24 protein-coding genes, 1 tRNA gene and 2 riboswitches are annotated in these 26,367 nt (G+C 71.7%); of the genes, 18 read left to right on the top strand and 7 right to left on the bottom strand.

All coding sequences use genetic code 11. The features are described 5' to 3' along the window. Window positions 1–41: 41 nt before the first annotated feature. Window positions 42–575, bottom strand: coding sequence for a hypothetical protein (locus tag ACEY2A_RS07795; protein WP_374928035.1), 534 nt, complete (start codon window positions 573–575; stop codon window positions 42–44). Window positions 576–663: 88 nt separating this feature from the next. On the opposite strand from ACEY2A_RS07795, the gene ACEY2A_RS07790 reads away from it, so the two are divergent. From ACEY2A_RS07790 to ACEY2A_RS07760, 7 genes are all read left to right on the top strand, one after another. Beyond that, window positions 664–1,146, top strand: a complete 483-nt coding sequence (locus ACEY2A_RS07790) for a CarD family transcriptional regulator (protein WP_012801866.1) — start codon at window positions 664–666, stop codon at window positions 1,144–1,146. 11 nt (window positions 1,147–1,157) lie between these two features. Next, entirely contained in the window at window positions 1,158–2,456 is a 1,299-nt protein-coding gene (gene ispD, locus ACEY2A_RS07785) for a 2-C-methyl-D-erythritol 4-phosphate cytidylyltransferase (protein ID WP_374929985.1), read from the top strand. Window positions 2,457–2,510: 54 nt separating this feature from the next. Next, a complete protein-coding gene (locus tag ACEY2A_RS07780; protein ID WP_374928034.1) occupies window positions 2,511–3,602 on the top strand; it encodes an S-(hydroxymethyl)mycothiol dehydrogenase in 1,092 nt (363 codons plus the stop codon). Further along, complete coding sequence (locus ACEY2A_RS07775; protein WP_374928033.1) at window positions 3,599–4,282, top strand: MBL fold metallo-hydrolase; 684 nt, start codon at window positions 3,599–3,601, stop codon at window positions 4,280–4,282. The genes ACEY2A_RS07780 and ACEY2A_RS07775 overlap by 4 nt, the downstream gene beginning before the upstream one ends. A gap of 45 nt (window positions 4,283–4,327) precedes the next feature. Next, a complete protein-coding gene (cysS, locus tag ACEY2A_RS07770) occupies window positions 4,328–5,782 on the top strand; it encodes a cysteine--tRNA ligase (RefSeq protein WP_374928032.1) in 1,455 nt (484 codons plus the stop codon). Window position 5,783: 1 nt separating this feature from the next. Continuing rightward, window positions 5,784–6,755: a 23S rRNA (guanosine(2251)-2'-O)-methyltransferase RlmB gene (gene rlmB, locus ACEY2A_RS07765; protein WP_374928031.1), complete on the top strand. Its 972-nt coding sequence runs from the start codon at window positions 5,784–5,786 to the stop codon at window positions 6,753–6,755. Window positions 6,756–6,960: 205 nt separating this feature from the next. Further along, window positions 6,961–7,692 carry a hypothetical protein gene (locus ACEY2A_RS07760; protein WP_374928030.1) on the top strand — a complete coding sequence of 244 codons (732 nt, stop codon included), beginning with the start codon at window positions 6,961–6,963 and terminating at the stop codon, window positions 7,690–7,692. Between the two features lie 8 nt (window positions 7,693–7,700). On the opposite strand, the gene ACEY2A_RS07755 is transcribed toward ACEY2A_RS07760, so the two are convergent. Next, complete coding sequence (locus ACEY2A_RS07755; protein ID WP_374928029.1) at window positions 7,701–8,981, bottom strand: DUF4032 domain-containing protein; 1,281 nt, start codon at window positions 8,979–8,981, stop codon at window positions 7,701–7,703. A 181-nt stretch (window positions 8,982–9,162) separates the two neighbouring features. Between ACEY2A_RS07755 and ACEY2A_RS07750 the strand changes: the two genes are divergently transcribed. The 4 genes from ACEY2A_RS07750 (at window position 9,163) to ACEY2A_RS07735 (ending at window position 14,235) form a co-directional block, all read left to right on the top strand. Further along, entirely contained in the window at window positions 9,163–10,581 is a 1,419-nt protein-coding gene (locus ACEY2A_RS07750; protein ID WP_374928028.1) for an extracellular solute-binding protein, read from the top strand. Between the two features lie 105 nt (window positions 10,582–10,686). Further along, entirely contained in the window at window positions 10,687–12,264 is a 1,578-nt protein-coding gene (locus ACEY2A_RS07745) for an ABC transporter permease subunit (protein ID WP_374928027.1), read from the top strand. A 1-nt stretch (window position 12,265) separates the two neighbouring features. Then, entirely contained in the window at window positions 12,266–13,234 is a 969-nt protein-coding gene (locus ACEY2A_RS07740) for a sugar ABC transporter permease (protein WP_374928026.1), read from the top strand. Next, window positions 13,234–14,235 carry a LacI family DNA-binding transcriptional regulator gene (locus ACEY2A_RS07735; protein WP_374928025.1) on the top strand — a complete coding sequence of 334 codons (1,002 nt, stop codon included), beginning with the start codon at window positions 13,234–13,236 and terminating at the stop codon, window positions 14,233–14,235. Before ACEY2A_RS07740 ends, ACEY2A_RS07735 begins: the two co-directional genes overlap by 1 nt. A gap of 5 nt (window positions 14,236–14,240) precedes the next feature. On the opposite strand, the gene otsB is transcribed toward ACEY2A_RS07735, so the two are convergent. Then, window positions 14,241–15,116, bottom strand: coding sequence for a trehalose-phosphatase (otsB, locus tag ACEY2A_RS07730; RefSeq protein ID WP_374928024.1), 876 nt, complete (start codon window positions 15,114–15,116; stop codon window positions 14,241–14,243). Further along, a complete protein-coding gene (locus ACEY2A_RS07725; protein ID WP_374928023.1) occupies window positions 15,113–16,603 on the bottom strand; it encodes a trehalose-6-phosphate synthase in 1,491 nt (496 codons plus the stop codon). The genes otsB and ACEY2A_RS07725 overlap by 4 nt, the downstream gene beginning before the upstream one ends. 135 nt (window positions 16,604–16,738) lie before the next feature. Here ACEY2A_RS07725 and ACEY2A_RS07720 point away from each other — a divergent pair, with 135 nt between their 5' ends. From ACEY2A_RS07720 to ACEY2A_RS07705, 4 genes are all read left to right on the top strand, one after another. Further along, entirely contained in the window at window positions 16,739–18,685 is a 1,947-nt protein-coding gene (locus ACEY2A_RS07720; RefSeq protein ID WP_374928022.1) for a protein kinase, read from the top strand. A gap of 168 nt (window positions 18,686–18,853) precedes the next feature. Further along, window positions 18,854–19,009, top strand: a riboswitch (cyclic di-AMP (ydaO/yuaA leader). A gap of 6 nt (window positions 19,010–19,015) precedes the next feature. Continuing rightward, the gene (locus ACEY2A_RS07715; RefSeq protein WP_374928021.1) at window positions 19,016–19,957 is read left to right on the top strand and encodes a transglycosylase family protein; all 942 of its coding nucleotides are present in this window, start codon (window positions 19,016–19,018) and stop codon (window positions 19,955–19,957) included. Window positions 19,958–20,200: 243 nt separating this feature from the next. Continuing rightward, window positions 20,201–20,353, top strand: a riboswitch (cyclic di-AMP (ydaO/yuaA leader). A gap of 5 nt (window positions 20,354–20,358) precedes the next feature. Beyond that, a complete protein-coding gene (locus tag ACEY2A_RS07710; protein ID WP_374928020.1) occupies window positions 20,359–21,216 on the top strand; it encodes a transglycosylase family protein in 858 nt (285 codons plus the stop codon). Window positions 21,217–21,304: 88 nt separating this feature from the next. Beyond that, a tRNA-Thr gene (locus ACEY2A_RS07705) sits at window positions 21,305–21,380 on the top strand. Window positions 21,381–21,469: 89 nt separating this feature from the next. Here the strand turns inward: ACEY2A_RS07705 and ACEY2A_RS07700 are convergent. Both ACEY2A_RS07700 and ACEY2A_RS07695 read right to left on the bottom strand, forming a co-directional pair. Next, on the bottom strand, window positions 21,470–22,510 hold the full coding sequence (locus ACEY2A_RS07700; RefSeq protein WP_374929984.1) for an LLM class flavin-dependent oxidoreductase: 1,041 nt from the start codon (window positions 22,508–22,510) through the stop codon (window positions 21,470–21,472). A 5-nt stretch (window positions 22,511–22,515) separates the two neighbouring features. Continuing rightward, entirely contained in the window at window positions 22,516–23,163 is a 648-nt protein-coding gene (locus ACEY2A_RS07695; RefSeq protein WP_374928019.1) for an SDR family oxidoreductase, read from the bottom strand. A gap of 47 nt (window positions 23,164–23,210) precedes the next feature. On the opposite strand from ACEY2A_RS07695, the gene ACEY2A_RS07690 reads away from it, so the two are divergent. From ACEY2A_RS07690 to ACEY2A_RS07680, 3 genes are all read left to right on the top strand, one after another. Then, entirely contained in the window at window positions 23,211–23,855 is a 645-nt protein-coding gene (locus tag ACEY2A_RS07690) for an MBL fold metallo-hydrolase (RefSeq protein ID WP_374928018.1), read from the top strand. Further along, complete coding sequence (locus ACEY2A_RS07685) at window positions 23,852–24,199, top strand: thioredoxin family protein (protein ID WP_374928017.1); 348 nt, start codon at window positions 23,852–23,854, stop codon at window positions 24,197–24,199. Before ACEY2A_RS07690 ends, ACEY2A_RS07685 begins: the two co-directional genes overlap by 4 nt. A 385-nt stretch (window positions 24,200–24,584) precedes the next feature. Beyond that, window positions 24,585–26,030, top strand: a complete 1,446-nt coding sequence (locus ACEY2A_RS07680; protein ID WP_374928016.1) for a glucose-6-phosphate dehydrogenase — start codon at window positions 24,585–24,587, stop codon at window positions 26,028–26,030. A 9-nt stretch (window positions 26,031–26,039) separates the two neighbouring features. On the opposite strand, the gene ACEY2A_RS07675 is transcribed toward ACEY2A_RS07680, so the two are convergent. Continuing rightward, window positions 26,040–26,342: an ArsR/SmtB family transcription factor gene (locus tag ACEY2A_RS07675; RefSeq protein WP_374928015.1), complete on the bottom strand. Its 303-nt coding sequence runs from the start codon at window positions 26,340–26,342 to the stop codon at window positions 26,040–26,042. Window positions 26,343–26,367: the final 25 nt, after the last annotated feature.

Genomic DNA, 26,367 nt, shown 5'->3' with positions numbered 1-26,367 from the left:
CGCAGCCCGGCCAGGTCACCGGCCGCAGCCGGTGGGGAGGATCAGTGGCCGCCGCCCTCGGACTTCACGTCCTCACGGGTCGGGCGCTCCGGGGCCTCCCAGCCCTCGGGGGCGTACTGCTCGTACTGGCCGGTGGGCAGCATCACGGGCACACGCTGCTCGGTGTCCTGGCCGGCGGCCGACACGGTGACCAGCTGGAAGGCGCCGGGGGCCGCGGCCTCGGGGAGGGTGATCTCCTCCTCGGCCAGGTTCACGCGCTGGTGGGGCTCCACGGTGGAGGTCCACACCTCGCTACCGTCGACGGCGAGCATGACCTCCTGCGGCTCCGTGCCGGAGTTCACCACGGTGCCCAGGACGCGACCCTCGCTCTGCGGCTCGGTTGCCAGCACGTGGAGGTCCATCACGCTCACGTCACCGGAGCGGACCAGCTCGCCGTTGGCGGGCGCGTAGTCGCGCGTGGTCTCGAGGGGCGAGAGGGCCTGGCAGCCGGTGAGGCCGATCATGCCGACCAGTGCGAGGGCGGCGAGGCGGCGGCCGGTGCGGGCCGGGGCAGCGGAGCGAGCGGTGGTGATCACCCCCGCATGGTACCCAACGCCGACGGTGGTCCGTGGGGGCCTCGCCGCGCGGCACGGTGCTAGAATTGAGGGGCGAAAGGGGCACTACATGACGTTTGAAGTCGGCGAAACGGTCGTCTACCCGCACCACGGCGCAGCGCTCATCGAAGAGGTGAAGCAGCGCAAGGTGAAGGGCAAGGAGATGACCTACCTGAAGCTCAAGGTCGCGCAGGGCGATCTCACCATCGAGGTTCCCGCGGAGAACTGTGACCTGGTCGGCGTGCGTGACGTCGTCGACGCCGAGGGTCTGGAGAAGGTCTTCGGCGTGCTGCGTGCCGAGAACTGCGAGGAGCCGACCAACTGGTCTCGTCGCTACAAGGCCAATCTCGAGAAGCTCGCTTCGGGTGACGTGATCAAGGTGGCCGAGGTCGTCCGCGACCTGTGGCGCCGTGAGCAGGACCGCGGCCTGTCCGCCGGTGAGAAGCGCATGCTCGCCAAGGCCCGGCAGATCCTGGTCTCCGAGCTCGCCCTGGCCGAGAAGACCGACGAGGAGAGGGCCGAGGCCACCCTCGACGAGGTCCTCGCGAGCTGAACGGGCTCGCCCTGACCGCTCCCACGACATCGCACGACCCCGACAGCCACGGCGCTGTCGGGGTCGTCGTCGTTGCTGCCGGGTCCGGCACCCGGCTGGGCGCGGGCATTCCCAAGGCCTTCGTTCAGATCGAGGGGGCCGCCCTGCTCGAGCACGCGCTGCACGGCCTGCTGGGCAGCGGACGCGTCGATGAGCTGGTGGTGGTCGCGCCCGCCGGGTGGGAGGACCGTGCGCACGAGGCCCTGACCCTTGCCGCATCGTGCCCCTGCCCGCACCGGACCACCGTCGTGACCGGTGGGGCGGAGCGCTCCGACTCCGTCGCCGCAGGGCTGGCCGCCCTCTCCGATGCGGTGGACGTGGTCCTGGTGCACGACGCGGCGCGGTGCTTCACCCCATCGGAGGTGGTCGAGCGGGTGATCGATGCGGTGCAGGCGGGTGCCGCGGGGGTCGTCCCGGCGCTGCCGGTGGTGGACACCATCAAGGTGGTCGACGAAGACGACCGCATCACCGCCACCCCGGCGCGGGCGTCCCTGCGGGCGGTCCAGACCCCGCAGGGATTCCGGCGTGACGTGCTGGTGGCGGCCCATGCGCAGGGGAGTGGGGGTGCCGCGGCCACCGACGACGCGCTGCTGGTGGAGCAGGCCGGGCATGCCGTGGTGGTGGTGCCCGGGGACGTGCGCGCAGCCAAGATCACGACGCCCGCCGACCTGGCGGCCAGGCAGAGGATGGACACCGTGCAGGAGACCCCTCCCCACACCGACCGCGAGGCCACCCCGACGGCACGGGAGGGCATGCCGGTGCCGCGCACCGGCATCGGCACCGACGTCCACGCGTGGGCGCCCGAGGGGGACGACCGGCCGCTGTGGCTCGGGTGCGTGGAGTTCCCCGGCGAGCGGGGGGTGGATGGCCACAGCGACGGCGACGTTGCGGCGCACGCCGCCTGCAACGCGCTGCTGTCGGCGGCGGGGCTGGGGGATTTGGGGAGTGTGTTCGGTACCGACCGGCCGGAGATGGCGGGGGCCAGCGGGGCGCAGATGCTGCAGCACGTGGCGTCGATGCTGGACAGGGCCGGGTACGCCATCGGCAACGTCGCGGTGCAGGTGGTGGCGCCGCGGCCCAAGATCGGGCCCCGGCGGGCGGAGATGGAGGGGGCGATGTCCGCGGCGCTGGGTGGCGCAGCGGTCTCGGTGAGCGCGGCGACCACCGACGGGCTGGGCTTCATCGGGCGCGGTGAGGGGCTGGTGGGCCTGGCGACCACGCTCGTGGTGCCCACTGGGAGCTTGTCGGTGCAGCCGGATAGCGTGGGTTGAGCACGCGGGGGCCACGTCCCGGCCCTCCCCGGAACCGCGTCCCCAGGAGGCAGCATGCCCAGCACCGTCAAGGGTGTCATCGCCCGCAGCAAGAACGCCCCCGTCGAGGTGGTGGACATCATCGTGCCCGACCCGGGGCCCGGTGAGGCGGTCGTGAAGATCCGCACCTGCGGGGTGTGCCACACGGACCTGCACTACCGCGAGGGCGGCATCAACGACGAGTTCCCCTTCCTGCTGGGCCACGAGGCCAACGGTGTGGTCGAGGCCGTCGGCGAGGGCGTGACCGACCTGGAGCCCGGCGACACCGTGGTGCTCAACTGGCGTGCCGTCTGCGGCACCTGCCGGGCGTGCGCCCGGGGCGAGGCCTGGTACTGCTTCAACACCCACAACGCGGCGCAGAAGATGACGCTCACCGACGGCACGGAGCTGGAGCCCGCCCTGGGCATCGGTGCCTTCGCGGAGAAGACCCTGGTGGCCGCCGGGCAGTGCACGAAGGTGGACCCTGAGGCCGACGCCGCCGCCACCGGGCTGTTGGGCTGTGGCGTGATGGCCGGCTTCGGCGCCGCGGTCAACACCGGCGGTGTGAAGCGTGGTGACTCCGTGGCCGTCATCGGCTGTGGCGGTGTGGGCATGGCTGCCATTGCCGGCGCCGTCGTGGCCGGTGCCACCACGGTCATCGCCGTGGACCTCGACCCGCGCAAGCTGGAGAAGGCCCGCGAGATGGGGGCCACGCACACCGTCGACCCGTCCGATGGGGATATCGTCGAGGCCGTGCGCGCGCTCACCGGTGGGTTCGGCGCCGACGTGGTGATCGAGGCCGTGGGCCGTCCGGAGACCTACGAGCAGGCCTTCTACGCCCGCGACCTGGCCGGCACCGTGGTGCTGGTGGGCGTGCCCACTCCGGACATGGAGATCACGCTGCCGCTGCTGGAGGTCTTCGGCCGCGGCGGGGCGCTGAAGTCCAGCTGGTACGGCGACTGCCTGCCCAGCCGTGACTTCCCCATGCTGGTGGACCTGTACGAGCAGGGACGGCTGGACCTGGATGCCTTCGTCTCCGAGCGCATCGGAATGGGCGACATCGAGGCGGCGTTCGACAAGATGCACCGTGGTGACGTGCTGCGGTCCGTGGTGGAGGTGGACGCATGAGCAACGAGCAGCAGTCCGGGGCGGTCCAGCGCGTGGCCACCCCCTTCCAGATCGAGGGCGTGCGCGTGGAGCGCGTGGTCACCTCGGGGACCTTCGAGCTGGACGGGGGCTCCTGGGAGGTCGACAACAACGTCTGGATCCTCGGCAACGCCCAGGAGTGCGTGGTCATCGACCCCGCGCACGAGGGCGCACCCATCCTGGAGGCGGTCGGCAAGCGGTCACTCCGTGCGGTCCTGCACACCCACGGGCACAACGACCACATCAACGCCACCGGCGAGGTGACGGGTGACAAGTGGTCGCCCACCCACCTGCACCCGGCCGACCGGATGCTGTGGGACGCGGTCTACCCGGTGGCGCCGGACCACGACCTGGACCACGGCCAGCGCATCAGCATCGCGGGGGTGGAGATGGAAGTGCTCCACACGCCCGGCCACAGCCCGGGTGCCGTGTGCTTCTACGTGCCGGCCCTCGGGGTGCTGTTCAGCGGCGACACCCTCTTCCAGGGTGGACCGGGTGCCACGGGCCGGTCCTTCTCGGACTTCGGCCAGATCATCCGCTCCATCACCGACCAGCTCCTCGTGCTTCCGCAGGACACCAAGGTGCTGACGGGCCACGGCGACGGCACCACCATCGGCGCCGAGGCCCCGCACCGACAGGAGTGGATCGACCGCGGTCACTGAGCACGGACCCGCGGTTCGGGGCGGGCGCCTCGTAGACTCTGGCGCGTGACTCTCAGACTGCATGACTCGGCCACCCGCGAGGTCCGGGACTTCGTCCCGCGCATTCCCGGCAGGGCGAGCATCTACATCTGTGGGCTCACCACGCAGACGAGCCCCCACATCGGCCACCTGCGTTTCGCCGTCGCGTTCGACGTGCTGCGCCGATGGATGGAGCGCGGCCACGGGCTGGAGGTCACGCTCGTGCGCAACGTGACCGACATCGACGACAAGATCCTCGCCAAGTCGGCCGAGAACGGCGTGCCCTGGAACGAGTGGAGCCAGCGCTACGAGCGCGAGACCAGCGCCGCCCTGGAGACCATCGGCGTCCGTCCTCCCTCCTACGAGCCGCGCGCCACCGGCCACGTGCCGGACATGATCGAGCTGATGGAGCGCCTCATCGAGCGGGGCCACGCCTACCCGGCCGACGACGGCTCCGGCGACGTGTACTTCGACGTGCGCTCCTGGGAGGCCTACGGCGAGCTGACCCGCCAGCGCATCGAGGACATGGCCCCCGCCGCCGACGCCGACCCCCGCGGCAAGCGCGACCCGCGCGACTTCGCCCTGTGGAAGGGCGCGAAGGCCGACGAGCCCCACACCGCCACCTGGCCCACCCCCTGGGGCCGCGGCCGCCCGGGCTGGCACCTGGAGTGCTCGGCGATGGCGTGGCGCTGGCTGGGGGAGGAGTTCGACATCCACGGCGGCGGCAACGACCTGCGCTTCCCTCACCACGAGAACGAGCAGGCCCAGTCCCGCGCAGCGGGTTTCGGCTTCACCAGCTTCTGGTTGCACAACGGCATGCTCACCACCGGCGGCGAGAAGATGAGCAAGTCCATCGGCAACACCCTCACCGTCGAGGAGCTCACGAAGACCTACCGCCCGCTGTCCGTGCGCTGGCTGCTCGCCACCGTGCACTACCGGTCCGCGCTGGAGTACACGCCCACCTCGCTCGATGAGGCGACCGCCCAGGTGGAGCGCGTGGAGGGCTTCCTCCACCGTGCGCTGGACTCGATGGGGTGGACGGCCGCCGAGCTGCGCGCCGCGGCCGCCGAGGCGGCCCTGCCCGAGGCCTTCGCCGCGGCGATGGACGACGACGTGAACGTCTCCGCCGCGCTCGCCGTGGTCTTCGACCTGGTGCGCCGGGGCAACGCCGCCCTGGCCTCCGGCTCCGATGCGGGTGACTCCCGCCAGGTGGCCGTCGCCGTGACCGGCATGCTGGACGTGCTGGGCCTGGACCCGTTGGACCCGCAGTGGTCCGAGGGATCCGGTGGCGACTCCGCCGCCGTGGAGGCACTGGACGGCCTGGTCTCGGAGCGGCTCGCGGCACGCGCGGCGGCCAAGCAGCAGAAGGACTTCGCCACCGCGGACGCCATCCGCGACACCCTGGCGGCCCTGGGCATCACCGTGGCCGACGGCCCGGACGGTGCCACCTGGGAACTCACCCACACCACCAAGGAGACCTGACGTGCGAGGCAACTCGTCGCGCCGTGGCGCGACCCGCAAGAGCAGCACCAAGAAGGGCATGCAGGTGGGCAGCGGCGGTCATCGTCGCAAGGGCCTGCAGGGTAAGGGACCCACGCCCAAGGCCGAGGACCGCGAGTACCACCCGGCCGCCAAGCGCGCCCGCCGCGCCGAGAAGGCCGCCGGCGGGCAGCGTCCGCAGCGGTCCAGCAAGGCCCGCAGCGGCAAGGACTCCACCGAGCTGGTGCTGGGCCGCAACGCGGTGCTCGAGGCGCTGCGCACCCGGGTGCCGGCCACCCACCTGTACGTTGCCGCCACCATCGAGTCGGACGACCGGGTGAAGGAGGCGCTGCGCCTGGCCTCCGAGCAGGGCATCCCGCTGCTGGAGGCCGGCCGTCCGGAGCTGGACCGCCTCTCCAACGGGGAGGTCCACCAGGGCCTTGTGCTGCAGGTGCCGCCGTACGACTACGGCGACCTCGACACCCTGCTGGACGCCACGGCGGACGTGACGCCCCTGTTCGTGGCCCTCGACGGCATCACCGACCCACGCAACCTGGGCGCCATCATCCGGTCTGCGGCGGCCTTCGGGGCGCACGGCATCATCATCACCGAGCGCCGCTCGGCCGGGGTGACGGCGGCTGCGTGGCGCACCTCCGCCGGGGCCGCGGCCCGCCTGCCGGTGGCGCGGGTGACCAACCTGAACCGGGCGCTGCAGGAGCTGCGCAGCCAGGGCGTGTTCGTCATCGGCCTGGACGCCGAGGGTGACGTCGAGCTGCCCGGTCTGCCGCTGGCCCCGGACCCCCTCGTGGTGGTCGTGGGCTCCGAGGGCAAGGGCATCTCCCGTCTCACCCGTGAACACTGCGACCAGATCGTCAGCATTCCGATGACGGCGGGCAACGAGTCGCTCAACGCCGGCACCGCTGCGGCGGTCACCCTCTACGAGATCGCCCGGGAGCGCGCCCAGCAGGAGGGCTGAGCCCGCGGCCTTCGGACCATCGCCCCGGACCGCACGGGGCGATGGTCCCGTGCTTCCAGACCCATGACGTGATCTTTGGGTGATCTTGACCCGCAGTGATGGATTCCTTCCTACGGTGGAGGGACCCGGTGAGGATCCGGGGGCCGAGAGGTTCCATCGATGGTCGTCGCGAGCACACACGAGGCGACGACGGAGGGAGATTCCGATGAACGTCACGATCCGTCCGAAGAACATCACCACCGCCATGGCCGTGGCCGCGACTGCTGCGCTGACCCTGGGGGCGGCACCCGCCACCCAGGCGTCCGACACGCAGTCCTCGTCCGACCAGCCGGCTGCGCTGTCCGCCCAGGACGAGCAGCAGCTGCGTGACAACCTGGCCGAGCTCGGGGTGGAAGGCACCACGCAGGACGAGCTGGTCGCCTCCTGGGAGGCCGGCGAGATGTGGGACTCGCTCGACCCCCAGGCCGAGCCTGTGCGTGAGGACCAGGTGGTCGTCGACGGCGCCGAGACCACGCGACAGGTGTACGCCGACGGCTCGGTGGCCGAGCTGCAGGCCGACAGTGGGGCAGGACCGGTCCAGGGGGTCCTCGGCGGCGCCAAGCCCATGGGCATCAGCGGCTGTCAGACGTCCAGCAGCGCGTACCACTACACGTGGAAGGGCTGCAAGGCCAACGTCAACCTGGGTGTGATCAGCATGGGCTTCTACTACGACCGTGAGTCGGTGCGCGACTCGCACGACAAGATCACCAGGGCCTGGGGCAGCCACCACCACTGTGTGGGGTGCTCGCTCTCGGGCCACCGCATCGAGAAGTTCTCCGACCGTGACTACCGGTACTCCACCGACCTCGACGTCGCGTTCAAGGGCTTCCCGGTGGGATGGACGGCCTACATGGGCGTGAAGATCGCCAACGGCGCCGCCAGCACCTACAACAACTGACGGCGCGTTCAGTCACCGTCCGCGGACGGTGAGGCCTCCCCGGGGACCGGTGTGTCGACGGTCTCCGGGGAGGTCGCGTCGCGGGGGGCCAGGAGCACCTCCTCGGGGCGCTTCGAGGGGAGCACGCTGTCCACGTACTCCACGATCGCCTCCTCGATGGTGACCGCCCGCTGCTGCTGCTCGGACAGGTACCAGCGGTGCTCCAGCACCTCGTGGAACAGTTCCGCCGGCTCCAGGCGCCCCCGCAGCTCGGTGGGCACCTGGCGGGTGATCGGCTCGTAGATGCGGGTGAGCCAGTCGTGCGCCACCAGCGACTCGTCGTCGTTCTGCCGCCCCTGCGAGGCCGTGAACGAGTCCAGGTCGTTGAGCAGGCGACGGGCCTGGTTCTCCTCCACGTCGAGCCCGGTGAGTCGCATCAGCCGACGGGTGTGGTGTCCCGCATCGACGATCTTGGGCTGGATGCGCAGGTGGGCACCGCCGATGTCGGTGGTCACCTCGATCTCACCCACGTCGAAACCCAGCTCGTTGAGCACGCCGATGCGCTCGGCCACCCGCCAGTGCTGGTCGGCCGGGATCTCCTCGGTCTCGGTGAGCTCCGCCCAGAGCAGGTCGTAGCGCTCCTGCAGGCGGTCCGCGATGGCGAGGGGGTCGGTCTCCTCGGGCAGGAATCCGCCACCGATGAGGTCCATCAGCTCGCCGGCGACGTTGCCGTGAGCCAGGAACAGGTCGTGCTGGCGCTGCCCGTCGGTGAGGCGCTCGTGCAGCTCGGCGGTCTCCACGTCCACCACGTACGCGGCGAACTCCCCCGCATCGCGCCGGAAGAGGGTGTTCGAGAGCGAGACGTCGCCCCAGAACATGCCGGCCATGTGCACTCGGGTGAGCAGCACGGCCAGGGCATCGATGAGCTTGACCGCCGTGGCCCGGCGCAGGGTCTGGCTGAACAGCGAGCGGTAGGGGAGCGAGTAGGGGAGGTGTTTGGTCACCAGGCAGGCGTCCAGTGGCTCGCCAGCGGGGTCGGTCCGGCCGGCCACCACGGCGACGGGATCCACGGCCGGCTGGCCCATGCGGTCCAGCACGTGCAGCAGGCGGTACTCCTTGCGCGCGAGGTGCTCGGTGATCTCCTTGACGGCGAGGATCTCCCCATCGACCTCCACGAAGCGCACCACGTGCCGACTGATGCCGCGTGGCAGGGCGGAGATGAGCTCGGTGGGCCACTGCTCGAGGGGGGTGTCCCAGGGCAGGGCGAACAGGCCGGGCTTCATCCGCGCAGCGGTGATGTCGTACGCCATGGGCCAACTCTGTCACTGCCACCAGGTCACGATCCCGACACGATCTTGCAGCAGAGCGCCCGTGCCTTTCAGTTTTCTGAAAACTGGTGCAGACTGTTGCTCCGGCATCGCCCCCGCTCGGCAGGTCGTCAGCGGGGCCTCCCCCCCCCCGGCGGTGCCCCGCCCGACAAGGAGAAACCCCATGAAGCGCACCACCCTGTCCCTCGCGGCGACCGTCAGCATCGCGGCCCTCACGCTCAGCGCCTGCGGCGGCGACTCGGACAGCGCCGACGACACCACGTCCGGAGGCGGCGCCAGCAGCCAGGAGTCCGGCGAGTCCGGTGAGTCGGGCGACGAGGCGTCCGGCGAGTCCGGCGAGGGTGAGGAGTCGCCCTCGGGTGAGTCCGACGCATCGGGTGAGTCGGGTGACGAGGAGTCCGAGCCCGCGGCCGGCGAGTCCTCCGCCCCGACCGCAGCCCCGAAGCGCGACGAGAACGCCGACCTGGTGATCTGGGCGGACGACCTGCGCACCAAGGCCCTCAACGAGGTGAAGACCAGCTTCGAGGAGGAGCAGGGCATCACGGTGGCCGTGCAGACCGTGGCCAACGAGCAGCTGCGCCAGCAGTACAAGGACGCCACCGGTGCCGGCGAGGGCCCGGACATCATCGTGGCCCCGCACGACTGGGCCGGCGAGTTCGTGCAGGACGGTGTGATCGCCCCCGTGCAGCTCTCCGAGGAGACCCTGAACAGCTTCTCGCCCGAGGCCGCCGAGGCCACCAAGTACGACGGCCAGACCTATGGCACCCCCTACGCGGTGGAGGGCCTGGGCCTGATCCGCAACACCGAGTTGGCCCCGGAGGCCCCCAAGACCATGGAGGAGCTGGTGGAGACCGGCCAGTCCCTGGTCAAGGACGGCAAGGCCAAGAACGTCATGTCGCTGCAGGTGGGCAAGCAGGGTGACGCCTACCACGCCTACCCCTTCCTGGCGGCCTACGGCGGCTCGCTGTTCGCCAAGGAGGACGGAGGCGGCTACAGCTCCGAGCTCACCGTGGGCTCCGACGACATGGTCAAGGGCGCCGAGAAGTGGGCCTGGCTCGCCGAGCAGAAGGCGCTGAACACCAACATCGACTCCTCGAACGCCCTGTCGCTGTTCGCCGAGGGCGACGCCCCCTACGTGATCTCCGGACCGTGGGCCCTCGAGCAGGCCGAGGAGGCCGGCATCTCCTACGAGGTGAGCGCCATCCCGCCGTTCGAGGACGGCGGCCAGCCCGTCTCCCCGCTGGGTGTGCAGATGTTCTACGTCTCGGCCAAGGCCGAGAACGGTGTGATCGCCCAGGAGTTCGTGAGCAACTTCGCTGCCACCGATGAGGTGCAGCTGGCCATGTTCGAGGCCGGCCAGCGTCCCCCGGCCCTGACCTCGGCCTACGAGAAGGCCGCGGAGTCCGACGAGACCGTGGCGGCCTGGAAGGACGCGGCCGAGGGTGGCGACCCGATGCCGAACATCCCCGCGATGAACGCCGTCTGGGCCCCGCTGGGCCAGGCCACCGCCGACATCGTGGGCGGCAAGGCCCCGGCCGAGCGCCTGAAGGCTGCTGCCGAGGAGATCAAGCAGGCCCTCTGAGGCCGACCGGTCACGGGGGCCCCGCCCGCGTGACCCCGGGGGCGCCCTCCACCCGGAGGGCGCCCCGCGGCCGACCGGCCGCACCGTGACGAGCTGGAGTGGTGCATGAGCGCGAACGTGGGCCTCGGGGCCCCCACCGGTGGGCGCACCGGCAACCTGGGCGGAACCGTCCTGAAGTGGCTGCTGATCCTGGGCGTGCTTGCCCTGGGTGCCTATGCGGTCCAGCGGTCCCTGGAGGCCGGGGCCTGGCTGGGCGTGGTCCTGGCGGCATTCCTGGCCATGATGACGCTGGTCGTCTACGCCACCCGGCGCTTCGTGCCCATGAAGTACCTGTGGCCGGGGCTGGTGCTGCTGCTGGCCCTGCAGGTGTGGCCGCTGGTGTACACGGTGGCACTGTCGTTCACGAACACCGGCGCGGGGCACCAGCTCACCAAGGACGAGACCGTCCAGATCATCCAGGCCAGCTCCGTGCAGCAGGTCGAGGGCTCCGAGCGCTACGCCCTCTCCGTGGCCGTCCCGGAGGGCGCCGACCCCGCCACCGGTGATCTGGTCTACCTGCTCACCGACGCCGAGGGCACCCACTTCGCCGGCTCCCTGGAGGGCATGGGGGAGATCGAGGGCGGCATCGAGGCCACCTCTGCCGGCAAGATCACCGCCGCCGAGGGCTACCAGCTGCTCGACCCCAAGCAGGTGAACGAGCGCTCCCAGGAGCTCAACGACTTCGCCGTGCCGGTGGACGACGGCGGCATCAAGGCCCTCGGGCTGAGCCAGGCCTTCGTGGGCGAACCCCAGATCACCTACGACGAGTCCGCCGACACCCTCACCGACCAGCGCACCGGCACGGTGTACGTGCCCAGCGACGATGCGCGCTGGGTGCCGCAGGACGGCGAGGGCAACGCCCTGCCGCAGGGCTGGAAGCAGAACGTCGGCCTGGACAACTACCTCAAGGTCCTGCAGGACGACACCCTCCGCGGCGGATTCCTCTCGATCTTCGCCTGGAACCTGGGTTTCGCGGCGTTGAGCGTGGTCACCACCTTCGTGCTGGGCATGCTCCTGGCACTGCTCTTCAACGACGAGCGCCTCAGGGGCAAGTCGATCTACCGCTCGTTGCTGATCCTCCCGTACGCCATCCCGGTGTACGTCTCGGCGCTGGTGTGGTCCTCGATGTTCAACCAGGACTTCGGGCTCATCAACGACCTGTCGGGGCTGAACGTGGACTGGCTGGGCAACCCGTGGGCCGCCCGTGCCGCCATCCTCATCACCAACCTGTGGCTCGGCTTCCCCTACATGTTCATCATCTGCACCGGTGCCCTGCAGGCCATCCCGGCCGACGTCAAGGAGGCCGCCGCCATGGACGGTGCTGGCTGGTGGCGCACCGTCCGCTCGGTGATCATGCCGCTGCTGCTGGTGGCCGTGGGTCCGCTGTTGATCGCCTCGTTCGCGTTCAACTTCAACAACTTCGGGCTGATCTACCTGCTCACCGAGGGCGGGCCGTTCGTCCAGGGCAACACCGACATCGGGTCCACGGACCTGCTGATCACCTACGCCTACCGCCTGGCCTTCGAGGGCGCCACCCCGAACTTCGGCCTGGCCTCCGCGGTGGCGGTCTACATCTTCTTCATCGTCGCGGCCTTCGGTGCCATCGGCTTCTCGCGCACCAAGGCCCTCGAGGAGGTCAACTGACATGAGCACCGCCATCAACCCGTCCGATGCGGTGGGGCCCCAGGACGGCGCCCCCGTCGCCGGGGTGACCGACGACGTCGAGCAGGACACCGGGACCCGCGCCCGCAACACCACCCGCATGGTGGGTCAGCGCCGTGGCAGTGGCACCTGGTGGCGCCACCTGCTCGTGTGGATCGCCATCGCCTGGGCGCTGTTCCCCATCGTGTTCATCCTGTCGGCGGCACTGAACCCGGCCGGCACGCTGGCGACCTCCAACCTCCTGCCCAGCGGCTTCTCGCTGGACAACTGGCGGGAGCTGTTCGAGAGCCGCCCGTACTGGTCCTGGTACCGCAACGCGCTGGTCATCTCGCTGGTGGCCACGGCCGGCGCCGTCTTCATCGGTGCGTGCGCCGCCTACGCCTTCTCCCGCCTGCGCTTCACCGGCCGTCGCCCGGGGCTCTTCGCCCTGCTGCTGGTGCAGATGTTCCCCGCCCTGCTGACCTTCGTGGCGCTCTACTTCACGATGGTGCGGGTGGGCGAGATCATCCCGGCCATCGGCCTGAACACCTCGCTCGGCCTGATCCTCGTCTACCTCGGTGGCGCGATGGGGGCGAACATCTGGCTGCTCAAGGGCTACTTCGACACCGTGCCGCGCGAGCTGGACGAGGCCGCCACCATCGACGGCGCCTCCCACGCCCGCATCTTCTTCACCATGACGCTGCGCCTGGTTGCGCCCATCCTGGTGACGGTGGCCATGCTCGCCTTCGTGCAGTTCTGGGGCGAGTTCATGCTGGCCAGCATCTTCCTCAAGGACGCTGACGCGCAGACCCTGGGTGTCGGCCTGTGGCAGATGCAGCAGGGCAACGAGAAGAACGCCCAGTTCGGCGAGTTCGCCGCCGGCGCGCTGCTGGCCTCGATCCCGGTCGTGGTGCTCTACCTGGTCTTCCAGCGCCAGCTCGTCAGCGGTCTCACCTCCGGCTCGGTCAAGTGATGTCCAAGCCGACGCGCCTGCAGGACCTTGCCGCGCGCGCCGGCGTCTCCCCGGCGACCGTGAGCCGAGTGCTCAACGGGCACAGTGTGCGCCCCGCCTCCTCCGATGCGGTGGTGCGCGCCCTGGACGCGCTGGGCCTGGACCGCCCCACCCACCTGAGGCCGCGTCGTGGCGGCCTGGTGGGTCTGATCACGCCCGAGCTGTCCAACCCGATCTTCCCCGCGCTGGCCCAGGCCATCGAGACCCGGCTGGCGCCCAGCGGGTACACGGCGGTGCTGTGCACGCAGACCGTCGGGGGCGTCAGCGAGGAGGACTACGTCGATCTGCTGCTGCAGCGCGACGTGGTGGCCCTGGTGGTGGCCTCCGGGAAGCACGCTGACACCCGCAACAGCACCGAGCGCTACCAGCGGCTCCTGGCCCGGGGGCTGCCGCTCGTGCTGGTCAACGGCACCCGGGAACCCGTGGCCGACCACTGCCTGGCCTGCGACGACGCGCTGGGTGTGGAGATGGCGGTGGAGCACCTGGTGAGCCTGGGGCACCGCCGCATCGGCCTGGCTGCTGGCCCGCGCCACTTCGTCCCGGTGCGCCGCAAGGTGGAGGCCCTGCGCGCCACCGGGGAGCGTCTGGGGGTGGAGGTGGACGTGGAGCACACCTTCTACACCGTGGAGGGAGGTGCCGCCGGAGGTGCGGCCCTGTTGGACCGGGGTGCCACCGCGGTCGTCGCGGCCAGCGACCTGATGGCACTGGGGGTCATCCGGGAGGCCGACGCCCGGGGGGTGCGGGTGCCGGGTGACCTCTCGGTGGTGGGCTTCGACGACTCCATCCTGATGCAGTTCACCCACCCGCCGCTGACCACGGTGCGCCAGCCGGTGGAGGCACTGGCCCGGGCCACGGTGGACCGCCTGCTGTGGCAGCTCCAGGGCCAGGACCCGCCCCGCCACGGGGAGATGCTGTTCGCCCCCGAGCTGGTGGTGCGGGGGACGACCGCAGCCTCCCGCTGAGGCGTTCAGTCGGCAGGGGGTGCGGCCGCACCCTCCCGGGCGTCGGCGAGCGCGGTGAGCAGGCGGGCCACGTCGTCGATGCCGTCCACGCGGGAGGTTGCGCGGGTGCGCTCCGGGCCCACCTTCACCAGCACCGCCCCGGCCTCGTCGGCGAAGGCGCGGAACACGGTCTCGTCGGTGAGGTCGTCGCCCGCGAACCAGAGCGTGTAGCCGGGCGTGCGTTCACGGTGGCTGCGGCGGTTCCAGCGGTCCTGCCCCAGGCGGTGCACCAGGGTCGCGAGCGCCTCGCCCTTGGTGGTGCGCAGCACGCTGAGCTCCAGCACGTCCTTGCCCAGCAGGGGCTCCACGCCGCAGCGCCGCCCCAGCCGGCGGACGGCGCCGCGGGCCTCCAGGGCGACCTCGGGTGTGGCCCGACGGGTGTGGACCACCACACCGGCGGCCTTGACCTCCAGGGTCGTCCCGGGGTGCTCGGCCACCAGGCCGCGGGCCCCGGTGATGAGCATGTCCCGCTGGGCCAGCTCGTCCTCGTCCAGGCCGGTGGGACCGTCCTCGCCCACCTGCCACTGTTCCCCGCCGTGCGAGCCGAGCAGTGAGACGCCGTCCTGGGGGCCCAGCCCGCTGAGCTGCTGCAGGGTGGCGACGTCGCGGCCGCTGACCAGGACCACCTGGGTGGTGGGCAGGGCGGCCAGACGGCGCAGGGCGGCGATCGAGTCGGGGTGGGGCACCACCGCCATCGGGTCGTCGTGGAAGGGGGCGAGGGTGCCGTCGAAGTCGGTGGCCACCACCAGCCACGGGGCGCTGGCCAGGTGCTCCTGGTCCGGTGCCGGCAGCGTGGGGCCGGCGGTCCTCATCGGCTCTCCTGCGGGGGCGGTCTGCGTCATCGGCCCTCCTGGGCGTCCTCGGCCTCGGTGATGACCGCCGGCTCCTGGTCGTCGCGGGGCGGCTCGTCGGGGGCGTGCTCCAGGGCCAGCAGGAAGTCACGGCTCCAGGTGTGCACGTCCTTGTCCAGGACGACCTCGCGCAGGGCGCGCATCCGGCGGCGGCGCTCGTCCTCGTCGTCCGTGATGGCCCGCATGATGGTCTGCTTGAGGCCCTCGATGTCGTGCGGGTTGCACAGGTAGGCGTCCCGGAGCTCCTCCGCCGCGCCGGTGAACTCGCTGAGCACCAGGGCGCCCCCGTCGTCCACCTGGCAGGCCACGTACTCCTTGGCCACGAGGTTCATGCCGTCGCGCAGCGGCGTCACCAGCATCACGTCGGCGGCCAGGAACAGGGCGGCCATGTCCTGGCGGGGGTGGGAGCGGTGGATGTAGTGGATCGCGGTGGCGCCGATGGGGGAGTGGTCGCCGTTGAGGTGGCCCACGGTGCCCTCCACCTGCTCGCGCAGGTTCCGGTAGGCGTCCACCCTTTCCCTGCTGGGCGTCGCGATCTGCACGAAGGTGGCCCGGGGCGGGGCCAGCTCGCCGTCCTTGAGCAGCTCGCCGTAGGCCTTGAGCCGGTGCCGGATGCCCTTGGTGTAGTCGAGCCGGTCGATGCCCAGGATGAGGTGGTCCGGGTCGCCCAGCGACCGGCGCAGCTCCGCCGCCCGGCGCTGGACGGTCTCGCTGCGGGCCATCTCGTCGAGCTGCCGGGAGTCCACGCTGATGGGGATGGCCGCCGCGCGCACCTGTCGCCCGTCCTCCGCCGCGAGCGAGAGCACCTCGTCCTGGAGGGTCACGCCGGCGAGGCGGGCCGCCGAGCGGCGGAAGTTCGCGGCATCGTCGTTCCGCTGGAAGCCGAGGAAGTCGGCGCCCAGCAGGCCACGCAGGATCTGCCGGCGCCAGGGGAGCTGGGCGAACAGCTCCACCGGAGGGAAGGGGATGTGGTTGAACCACCCGATCCGCAGGTCGGGGCGCAGGTCCCGCAGCATCTGGGGGACCAGCTGCAACTGGTAGTCCTGCACCCACACGGTCGCGCCCTCGGCGGCCACCTCTGCGGCGGCTCGGGCGAAGCGCTCGTTGACCCGGCGGTAGCTGGCCCACCACTCACGGTGGAAGCTCGCCGAGACGATGACGTCGTGGTAGATCGGCCAGATGGTGTCGTTGCAGAAGCCCTCGTAGTAGTCCTGCACCTCCTCGGCCGACAGCGGCACGGGGTGCAGGTGGATGTCGTCGTCGTCGAAGGGCTCGGGGGCCTCGCCCGCCTCCCCGGCCCAGCCCACCCAGGCGCCGTCGGCCACCCGCATCACGGCCTCCATGGCGGTCACCAGACCACCGGGGGAGGTCCGCCACTGGGTGGTGCCGTCGCTGTCCACCACGCGGTCCACCGGCAGGCGGTTGGCGACCACCACGAAGTCGAAGGTGTCGGGGCTGCTGGGCTCACTCACGGTCATCCTCCCGGTGGGGCGCAGGGGCCCCTCAACAGGTACCCCACCACACGCACGTGGGGGTCGCAAACGACGGGTGGCCGCCCCGATCCGCCGTGGGTCGCAGGCCCCTTGCGGCCCTGTCCGCCTACCCTCGGGGGCATGGAGATGACGCAGGTGGGGCCCTACCGGCTGGAGGAGCGGCTCGGTCACGGCGGCATGGGCACCGTGCACCGGGCCACCGACCGTCTCGGCCGCGCGGTGGCCGTCAAGGTGCTGCACCCGCACATCGCGTTCGACGAGTCCTCCCGCACCCGCCTCGAGCGCGAGGTCTCCACGCTTGCCCGTGTTCGCCACCCCCGGGTGGCGAGCTTCCTGGACGCGGACGTGGACGGGCGGTTCCCCTACATCGTCACCGAGTTCGTCCCCGGCATGCCCCTGGACGAGCGTCTCGCCGTCGACGGCCCCCTGGACGATGCGGCCCTCCACCGCTTCGTCGGCGGTGTGCACGAGGCGCTGCGGGCCATCCACGCCGCGGGCGTGGTGCACCGCGACCTCAAGCCCGGCAACGTGATGGTCGACAGCGCCGGCGACCCCGTCATCATCGACTTCGGCATCGCCCACATCGGCGAGGAGAGCCGCCTCACCGCCACCGGACTGGTGATGGGGACACCCGGGTACCTGGCCCCCGAGCTCATCGAGGGTGGGCAGCCGACGGTCGCGACGGACTGGTGGGGCCTGGGGGCGGTCCTCTCCTTCGCCGCCACCGGTCGCAACCCCTACGGCGGGGGGCCGAACGAGGCGATCCTCGCCCGCATCCGCCGGGGGGAGCACGACCTGCGCTCCATGGACTCGGCCTGGCGCCCCCTGGCCGAGGCCTGTCTGGCCGTCGACCCGGCGGACCGGCCCACGGCCGCGGAGGTCCGCGAGGTCATCACCCGGGGCGGGGGGCCGATGCCGGAGCGCCAGGCCACCCAGCCGCTGGCGGTGCAGGACACCACGGGGCAGGCCACGGCGCCGATGGGGCGCGCGGGCACGGCGACGGACGCCACCCAGCCCCTGCGCCGATCGACCTCCCACCTGCCGGGCCGGGACGCTGCGCCCGCCCCCGACGCCACGCAGCAGTTCGAGCGCACGCCCACCCGCCAGCTGCCGCGTGCGGCGTCCTCCCGGGCCGAGGAGCCGACGCAGCCCCCCGCATCACAGGGCTTCCTGCAGCCTCCTGCCCAGCACCGTGACCAGCCGGCCGGGCAGCTGCGTGAGCCGGCGATCCCCTCGTGGGGCGCTCAGGGGGTGCATGACCCCCACGCTCAGGGGGTGCATGACCCCCACGCACCCCGCCCGCAGTCCGGGCCACAGCCCCACCCGCCTGCGCAGGGGTGGCCCGGGCCGACCGACGGGGTGGGCCAGCCCTCGCCGCCGCAGGCAGGGCACTCCGGACAGCCCCCACACGCCGAGGACTCGGGGGCGGTCCGGATGCCCCGTCGTTCGCAGCTGCACCCCTATGACCCCCGCACCCGGCAGCCCCGCCACAGCTGGGTGGTGCTGCTGGGGTCCATCGCGGTGGTCGCGGCCGCGATGCTCTGGCCCGTCGCGGTGGGGGTGGTGGTCGTTGCCTGGATTCTGGTCGTCCGGTGGGCGGACCACGTGGCGATGGCGCATCTCCGTCGCCTGTTCGCCCGAGGACGTCGTACCGGCGACACCTGGCGCATCGTCGCCGGGGCCCCGTGGCACCTGGTGACGGCGCTCGTACGCGGTGCCGCCTCCCTCATCGCCCCGGCGCTGCTGGGTGGCGCGACGGTGGTGGTGGTGAACCTCGCGCTGGGGCACGACCCGCTGCGCTCCTTCACCACCTCCGGAGCCGGAGCAGCCACCGGTCTGGACAACGCGCTCGCGTGGGGTGCAGGGGCGTTCGTGGCCGTGGTCTGCCTGTGGTGGGGCATCGACAGTGCGTCGCTGCGGCGGGGATCGCGACTCACCCTCAGCGGGGGGATGCGGAGCACGGCGGCCCAGGTGGTGGTGGCTCTCGTGCTGGGTCTGGCGGCCGTCGGGTGCGTGCTGTGGGGCCTCTCACAGGGATGGCCGACAACCCTTGTGCCGCTGCGGTGAACGACCCCGTGAGCGGGGGTCTGCCCACAGGGTGGACTTGACCTCGCCGGTGAGCCCGCTATCGTAGCGGATTGTGTTTGCCCCGTGGCTGACGCAACCCAACTGAAAAGCATTCACTCAGAACAACTTTCGCGCACCTGCCGCCCAAACCCGCCACAGGTGCGCTCTACCGGGAACGTCCCGGGGCCATGGCGGGTGTGGGGGACCCACAGCAGTACGCGGAGGACCCTTCGCTAGGGGTGAAGCCTTGCGCAGCGCGCGAGGCCGGGACACCTGACGTTCCGAACCCGACAGCTCACTCCACCGGCGGTGTCGTCAGGAAGGATCCCGATGTCCCGTTCTCCCCTCAAGACCCCTCGTACCCTCGGCGCCGCCGGCGTCTCCGGCGCGTTCCTCGTGGCCGGCTTCGCTGCCGCCTCCCCCGCCAACGCCTCGTACGACGCCTCCGTGTGGGACCGCGTCGCCGAGTGCGAGTCCAACGGCAACTGGGCGATCAACACCGGTAACGGCTACTACGGTGGCGTGCAGTTCTCGCAGCAGTCCTGGCAGGGCGTGGGCGGCCTCGAGTTCGCCCCGCGTGCCGACCTGGCCACCAAGGCCGAGCAGATCGCCGCGGCGCAGCGCCTGCTGGCCATCCAGGGCCCCGGTGCGTGGCCGAAGTGCTCCATCGTGGCCGGCCTGACCGCCGAGAACGGTGGCGCCGACCGCGACGCCATGCCCGGCGACTCCGCCCCGGCCCCGAAGCCCGAGCCGAAGCCGGAGCCCAAGCCCGAGCCGAAGCCGGAGCCCAAGCCCGAGCCGAAGCCGGAGCCCAAGCCCGAGCCGAAGCCGGAGCCCAAGCCCGAGCCGAAGCCGGAGCCCAAGCCCGAGCCGAAGCCGGAGCCCAAGCCCGAGCCCGCCCCCGAGGCCACCACCTGGACGATCGAGCGTGGTGTGAACCTGCGCCCGGCCGCCGGGATGGACAACACCCCGAAGGACGTCCTGACCGCCGGCACCACCGTTGAGGGCGTCAAGCTCGACAGCGGCTGGGTGAAGACCGACGAGGGCTACTTCTGGCACACCTTCGGCACCACCGGTGAGCTGGAGGTCGTCGAGTCCGGCACCTACACCATCCACCACGGCGTCAACGTCCGTCCGGCCGCCGGGATGGACAACAACCCGCTGGGCATGTACGTCCAGGGCGCCACCGTCAAGGGCGAGAAGCTGGCCAACGGCTGGGTCAAGACCGACCGTGGCTACTTCTGGCACACCTTCGGCACCTTCAACGGCTGAGACAGCCTCCTCACCCGGCCCCCGGCCCGGTGACTCCACGTGCCCCCGCACCGTCCTGGTGCGGGGGCACGTCGCGTTCTGTGGCCAATGCTCCGGGAAGCACTTGACGGTTCGGCCCCCGTCGCTACTCTTGGTCCCGCATCCCCCTCCAGTTGGATGTGCAGTACCTGCTCCACCTCCATCATCCACACCCCTCATGCGCACGTCCGCCGCCCAAGTTCGCCACGGACGTGCCCGCGCCGGGATCCTCCCGGGCCATGGCGAACTTGGGGAACCCACGTTCCTGCCGGAGGCTCCATCGTGCCGGCTCGGGGTGAAGTCTCGCGGAGTGCGAGGCCGGGACACCTGACGTCCCGAACCCGACAGCTGACCCCAACGGCGGTGCCGTCAGGAAGGAAAACATGTCCCAGATCCCCTCCTCCGTGAAGGCCCGCGGCACCGCGGCAGCCGGCATGGCCGGTGCCTTCGTGGCCGCTGGCTTCGCCACCGCTGCCCCGGCCAACGCCGCCTACGACGCGACCGTGTGGGACCGCGTGGCCCACTGCGAGTCCCGTGGCAACTGGTCGATCAACACCGGCAACGGCTACTACGGCGGCCTGCAGTTCCACCAGGTCTCCTGGAAGGGCGTCGGTGGTCTCGAGTTCGCGCCGCGTGCCGACCTGGCCACCAAGAGCGAGCAGATCGCCGCAGGCCGCCGCCTGCTCGCCCTCCAGGGCCCCGGCGCCTGGCCGATGTGCAGCAAGTACGCCGGTCTCACGCGCGACAACGGCGGCGCCGACCGCTGGGCGATGCCGGACGACCCCACGCCCCCCACCCCGCCGACTCCTCCGACCCCGCCGGAGCCCCCGACGCCTCCGACCCCCCCGGAGCCCCCGACGGACCCCGCGCCCACGACCCAGACCTGGACCATCACCGACCGGGTGAACTACCGCTCCGGTCCGGGCATGTCCCACGCGGTCACCGGCAAGCTTCTCCCGGGCACGACCATCCAGGGCACCAAGCTGTCCAGCGGCTGGGTCAAGACCACCGAGGGCAAGTACTTCTGGCACAGCTATGGCACCACCGGCACCGCCGAGAAGCCCGGCGCGGACACCTACACCATCAAGAGCGGCGTGAACGTGCGCTCCGGTCCGGGCATGTCCTACTCGATCCTGGGGCAGTACTCCGCCGGCTCCAAGGTCACCGGTCAGAAGCTGTCCAGCGGCTGGATCAAGACCGACCGCGGCTACTTCTGGCACACCTTCGGCACCGCGGCCTGATCGTCCCGCCTGTCCGAGCAACAGCGCGAGGCCCCCGTCCGGCACCTGCCGGCGGGGGCCTCGCGGCGCCTACACTGTGCGACGGCATGCCCCTGTAGCTCAGTTGGTAGAGCAGCTGTCTTGTAAACAGCAGGTCGCGGGTTCGACTCCTGTCGGGGGCTCCAGCACCGGGCCGCCGGCCGCCCCGCCACGGGGCGACCGGCGGCCCGTTCGTGCACCGTGGGAGCCAGCGTGCAGCGCGGGCTGAGCCCTCTCAGCCGTCCTGCACGGGGGAGAGCCCCCAGGCGCCGGCCAGCAGCTCCGCGGAGCGCACCCGCATCGCGGGGTCGAAGGTGTAGGTGGTGGTGATCACCTCGTCGAGCGCGTACTCGTCCACGAAGGCCTGCAGCTGCTCGGCCACCCGGTCGGGCGAGCCCACCATGCGCACGCCGTGCTGGTTGGCCACCTGCAGCAGCTCCTCGGGCACCACACGGGTGACGTCCTCCACCGGGGGCTGCAGCGCCTGTGGGCGCCCGGAGCGGATGGCGGCGGCCATCTGCTGGGAGGTGGTGAACAGGTGCTCGGCCTCCTCCTGGGTGGGGGCCACCAGCACGTTGGCGCCGGCCATCACGTACGGGGCGTCCACCTGGGCGGTGGGCGCGTCCGCGGTGAAGTTCTGCCGGTAGAGGTCCAGCGCCTGTCCCAGCTGTGCCGGGGCGAAGTGTGAGGCGAAGCTGAACGGCAGGCCCAGGGCGGCGGCCACGGCCGCACCCCCGGTGGAGGAGCCCAGCATCCACAGGGGCACCCCGGTGCCCGCGCCCGGGACGGCACGCACCGAGCCCACGGCCTGATCACCCTCCGCGCCCAGCCAGCGCGAGAGCATCGCCACGTCGCCGGCCACGTCGTCCAGCTCGGCGGAGCGACGCGCCAGGGCCGCGGCCGTCATCGGGTCGGTGCCCGGCGCGCGGCCCAGGCCCAGGTCGATGCGGTCAGGGAAGAGCGTGGCCAGGGTGCCGTAGTACTCGGCCACCATCAACGGCGAGTGGTTGGGCAGCATCACCCCACCGGAGCCGAGGCGGATCCGGCGCGTGTCGTGCCCCAGGTGTGCGATGAGCAGTGCCGTCGCCGAGGACATGAAGGTGCCGGTGTTGTGGTGCTCGGCCACCCACAGCCGGTGATAGCCCAGCTCGTCGAGGCGTTCGGCGTACCGCTTCGAGGCGGCGATGGCCTCCGCGGGTGTCATGCCCTCCGAGCGGGGCACGAGGTCCAGCGCGGACAGCGGGACGCGCCCGCCGTTGGTGCGCTGGGCGTGCACGGCCGTCACGCGATGGCCTCGGCCACGGGGGTGTCACCGGTGTTCAGGGTGATGGTGCGGCGCAGCGAGGCGTGGGCACCCTCGCCCAGCACGTGGGCGATCGTCGCCGCCACGTCCGCGCGCGGGATCTCGGTGCCCTCGGTGGCGGTGGTGTCCACCCGCCCGGTGCCCGCGTCCTCGGTGAGCCTGCTCGGGCCCAGGATGGTCCAGGCCAGCGAGCTCTCCCGCAGGTGGGCGTCCGCCACGGCCTTGGCCTGCGCGTAGTGGAAGAAGCCCTCGTCGTAGGGCATCTCGTGGTCCAGCGCCGCGCCGAAGAAGCTGACCATCACGTACCGCGGCACCCCCGCATCGCGGGCCGCCTTCATGGAGGCGATGGCGGCCTGCTGGTCGACCCCGTAGGTGCGGGCCAGGTCGCCCCCACCCGCACCGGCGGACCACACCACGGCGTCCTTGCCCCGCATCGCCTGCACCAGGTCGGCGTGCTGCGCGTGCTCGACGTCCAGCACCAGCGGGGTGGCGCCGGTGGCCCGCACGTCCTCCTGCTGCTCGGGCTTGCGGATGACGCTCGTGACCCGGTCGCCTCGCTCGGCCAGCAGTCGGGCGGCCTGCAGGGCGATCTTGCCGTGTCCACCGATGATCAGGATGTCAGTCATGGCTCCACCCTCTCGCAGGGTCGGGGCCGGTTGTCACACTGGGGGGCATGATGATCGCCGACCTGACGACCGTGACCGTCCACCGCACCAGCGTGTCCGAGATGGACAACCGGTGCTACGTCATCACCTCCCGGGAGACCGGGGCGCAGGTGCTGGTCGATGCCGCCGCGGACGCCCCCGCGCTGCGGGCCCTGCTGTCAGAGGCCGCCGGGGCCGAGCCCGACCTGCGCACCATCGTGACCACCCACCGCCACTGGGACCACGTGCGCGCGCTGGCCGAGCTGGCCGAGGACGGGGTGGAGCTGCTCGGCGGCGAGGCGGACGTGACCGCCATCGAGACCGAGGCCGGGCTCGATGCGGGGAGCGTCCAGCCGCTGGAGCACGGACAGGCGGTGGAGGTCGAGGACATCGAGCTGCAGGTGATCCAGCTGCGCGGGCACACCCCCGGCTCGGTGGCGCTCGCGCTCGTCGACGGGGGCGAGGTGCACCTGTTCACCGGGGACTCGCTCTTCCCCGGCGGGGTCGGCAGGACGAGCGGCAAGGAGGACTTCGAGCAGCTGCTGGGTGACGTGCGCACGCAGCTCTTCGACGCCTTCGACGACGCGGCGCACGTGCACCCCGGGCACGGCGACCCGACCACGCTGGGCCAGGAGCGCCCGCACCTGGACGAGTGGGCCGAGCGCGGGTGGTGAGTCCCGGATCGGCCACACCCGGGGCCGTCGAACGGGTGCGGCGGGTGGAGGAGCTCTCGGAGCTGATGGGGGAGAGCGGCAGGGCCGTGGTGGTGTGCTTCACCGGTTCCTGGTGCGGCAGCTGCTCACTGTTCGAGCCGGTCTTCGAGGCCGTGGCCGACGAGCTGGCCGGTGCACAGCGGGTCTTCGCCGTGGTGGACACCCAGGAGGTGCCCGCCCTGGCGACCGCCTACTCCATCCGCACCGTGCCCACCGTGGCGGTGCTCCGCGACGGGGTGGTGGTCGACCGCATCGACGGGCCGGTGAGCGCCCGCGTGCTGCGGGAGCGCGTGCGCCGGGCGTGACCCATGAGCAACCCCCCCTGTCGGGACCCGGCACGGCAAAGGTGAACCCGGCACGCGGAGTTCGGCGTGCCGGGTTCACCTTTGCCGTGCCAGCTTGCCGCGCCCCGCCCCCGGCCCAGCGCGCGTCCCATCGAGTCGTCGCAGGTGGGGGACACCCCATCGAGTCGTCGCAGGTGGGGGAACGCCCCATCGAGTCGTCGCAGGTGGGGGACATTTCGCCTTCTGAGCGCACACAGCGACGACCAGTTCACTCCGCCCCAACAGCGACGAGTCGATGCGGGGCGGCTGGCCGCGCGCGTGTGTGTCAGACCGGCCCGCCACCGGCTGGTCCGCCGCCGCCGGCGCTGGCCCTCTCGGGGGCGTTCACGCGTGGCACAGTGGCTCCATGAGCGATGCAGCCTCGTCCCAGTCCACCCCGGACCAGCCGCCGGCCGGCCGCCCGCACGACGGCGGACCGGTGACGCTCGTGATCCTGGGGGCCTCGGGGGACCTGACCCAGCGCCTGCTGCTGCCGGGCATCGGAACGCTCCTGGCAACCCAGACGGACAGGCGGCTCACCCTCATCGGCGTGGACCGGGAGGACATGGGGCAGGAGTGGGACGACCTGGTGCGAGAGCGGTTCGCCGAGCAGGAGGTGCCCCAGGACACCATCGACCGGGTGCTGTCCGACACGCGCTTCGAGCAGGTGGACCTGGTGGAGGGCTCCCAGCTGGCGGACTTCGTGGGCGGCCTGGACGGTTCGGTGGTGCTCTACTTCGCGCTGCCCCCGGCAATCACCATGCAGGCCTGCGAGAAGCTGCGCGGCGCCGAGCTGCCGGGCGACCTGCGGCTGGCCCTGGAGAAGCCCTTCGGTGAGGGGGTCGAGAGCGCCGAGCAGTTCAACGCACAGCTGCTGCAGCTGGTCCCGGAGAACCAGGTGTTCCGCGTGGACCACTTCCTGGGAGTGGCGACGCTGCTGAACTTCATCGGCATGCGCTTCTCCAACCGGGTGCTGGAGAAGGTCTGGAGCGCCGAGGACATCGCCCTGGTGGAGATCACCTACGACGAGGACCTCGCGCTCGAGGGGCGTGCCGGGTACTACGACACGGCCGGGGCGCTGCGCGACATGCACCAGAGCCACCTGCTGCAGGTGCTGGCGATCGTCGCCATGGAGCCGCCGGCCCGCATCGACGCCAACCAGCTGCGCGACCTCAAGGCGCACGTGCTGGGCGCCACCCGGCTGTGGGCCGACGACCCGGCCACGGCCTCGCGGCGGGCGCGGTACACCGCCGGCACCCTCGGCGACCGGGAGGTGCCGGACTACACCGCCGAGGAGGGGGTGGACCCCAGTCGGGGGACCGAGACCCTGGCCCAGGTGGTGGTGGAGGTGCAGACCAACCGGTGGACCGGGGTGCCCTTCGTCCTGCGCAGCGGCAAGGCGCTGGGGGAGAAGGCCAAGGAGGTGCGCATCACCTTCCGGGACGTGCGCCACCTGCCCGAGGGGCTCCAGGGCCAGCAGGGGCCGGACCAGCTCGTGGTGAGCCTGAAGCCGGGGCCGGTGGAGCTGCACCTGACCATGAACGCCACCGACCCCACCCGCATCGAGCAGAAGGTGCTGACCACCACCGTGGGTGACCCGGAGCTGCTGCCCTACGGCGAGGTGCTGGCCGGGATCCTGGACGGGGACCCGCTGCTGACCGTGCGTGGGGACACCGCGGTGCAGTCCTGGCGGATCATCGAGGAGGTGCTGGCCGCCTGGGAGGACGGCCAGGTGCCGCTGGAGGAGTACGCCGCCGGGTCCGCCGGTCCCGAGGGGTGGGACGTGGGGCCCGAGGGGCCGCAGCCGCGCTGATCCGGTGGGTCAGTGGCTCGCCGCGGACCCCGGCGCGTGGTCGGCTCCCATGACGTGCAGGAGCCGGTGGGCGGTCTCGTCCACCAGCCGGTACCGCATCGAGCGGCCGTCCCGCGTGGCCTCCACCCATCCCTGCGAGCGCAGGGTCCGCAGCGCCTGGGAGGCCGTGGCCTGGCTGATGTCGGCCGCCTCGGCGAGCTCCGCCACCGACGACCCGGGGTGGTGGTGCATCCGGTCCAACAGGCGCAGGCGGGTGGTGTCGCCCAGCAGGTCGAAGCGCTGGGCCCACTGCGTGTGACGGTCGGTGGCCATGCCCCGAGAATCCCACACCGGCTCG

Source organism: Kytococcus sedentarius (genome assembly GCF_041937525.1).
Lineage (GTDB): Bacteria > Actinomycetota > Actinomycetes > Actinomycetales > Dermatophilaceae > Kytococcus > Kytococcus sedentarius_A.
Note: the sequence above shows the minus strand (reverse complement) of the source record. Positions and strands in the feature narration are given on the sequence as shown.